General features: G+C 61.3%; 1 protein-coding gene. It reads right to left on the bottom strand.

Features of this window, described 5'->3' with window-relative positions:
• Positions 1–86 precede the first annotated feature (86 nt).
• The gene (locus BLV04_RS24210) at positions 87–1,301 is read right to left on the bottom strand and encodes an IS110 family RNA-guided transposase (RefSeq protein ID WP_093038696.1); all 1,215 of its coding nucleotides are present in this window, start codon (positions 1,299–1,301) and stop codon (positions 87–89) included.
• Positions 1,302–1,554 lie beyond the last annotated feature (253 nt).

Below are 1,554 nucleotides of genomic sequence, written 5' to 3'. Positions count from 1 at the left end.
GTTACCGTGAAAGATGCTCTGCGCGGGAGACAAACCCGCCCGTGACCGCCCGGCGGCCTGAAAAACACTCAAACTCTTACGAAGGCTCAGGCAGCGATATAGCCGTATTTCCTGAGCATTCGGATCCAACGCGGTGCGTTGCGACCAACATTGAGGGCTTCGTAGTCGACCGTGGCATCCCGGTAATAATCGCCACGGGTGATCAACACGAAGACGATTTTCAAAATCTTGTGGGCGAGAGCGAAGATCGCGCGTTTGCGCCCCCGACGAATGAGCAACGCCTTGAATTTGTCAGCGAGCGCGCTGCGGGTACGGCTGGCCGCATTGGCCGCCTCGCAGAGAATGCGCCGCACGTAGGGATTGCCCTTGCGTTTTCGGCCGGCTTTGCGTTTGCCGGCCGATTCGTTGTTGCCGGGGCAGACGCCAGCCCAGGCGGCAAGTTTCTCGGGCGAGCCGAACGCCTCCATGTCGGTGCCGATTTCCACCAGCAGCATGGCCGCGCCAATGGCATCGAGCCCCGGAATGGTCTGCAACGCCTGCAACAGGGGCTGGTGCGGTTGAAGCGCCTGGAGCAAATGCTGTTGAAAACCACGAATGCGGGCTTCGAGTTCCTCGATGTGCGCCAGGATCTCACGCAGCACGAAGCGATGCGTATCACTGAGGTCGCCCTCCAGAGCGTCGAGCAGTTCCGCTTCAGTCGCCTTTAACCGTTGACTGGCATAGGTCAAGACTTGTTCCGGCGTCTCATCGTCCAGCAGGCCCTTGATCATGGCCCGTGCCGAAGTCCCGTGGATGTCGCTGACGACGGCCGAGAGGCGAATGCCCCCGTCGGTGAGCACCTTGTGCAAACGGTTCTTCTCCCCCGCCAGGATGCCGGTGAATTTCTGCATCTGACGCGAGACCAGACGCAGTTCCCGCAGATTCTGCGGTGGCACGAAACCGCCCTTCAACAAGCCACTGCGCGCCAGAATCGCCAGCCACTGCGCATCGGCGATGTCGGTCTTGCGCCCCGGCACCTGCTTGACATGGTGCGCATTGACCACGAGCGCCACGATGCCGACTTTCTCCAGGGCAGCATAGGGACTCTTCCAATAAATCCCCGTGCTTTCCATCACCACCACCTCGGGCTCAAAGGCGGCGACCCACTCCGCCATCGCGCGACGATCCCGTTTGAAGCCGCCGAACTCTCTCAACTCCACCTGCGCGTCCCCCTCGGCGTTCTCGAACAGGGCGCAGACGGTCAATTTGGCCTGATGGACATCCAGAGCCACCACGCGACGATAGATCGGTGTCAGTTCCATGCCGTTCTCCCAAACGCTAAACCGGCGACAGGGAGACCGCGCAGGCCGCCACCGACATCCCTCTCAAGCGCGTTGCGCTTGGACCTCTTTACCGTGCGCTCTGTGGCGATGCATTCCGGGGTTCGGAGCAGGGGCGGCGGGTCACGTTAGCAATCAGGATCGAGTCGCCAAACACTTGACCGACCTCACTGCACGGTCTCCCGCGCAGCATCTTTCATTTTCCGGGGTGCCGCCACGCCTGCATGCTCGTTAG

The sequence above is a fragment of the Thiocapsa roseopersicina genome, assembly GCF_900106925.1.
Taxonomy (GTDB): Bacteria; Pseudomonadota; Gammaproteobacteria; order Chromatiales; family Chromatiaceae; genus Thiocapsa; species Thiocapsa roseopersicina.
The sequence above is the reverse complement of the archived record's forward strand: the minus strand, read 5'-3'. Positions and strand labels throughout refer to the sequence as shown.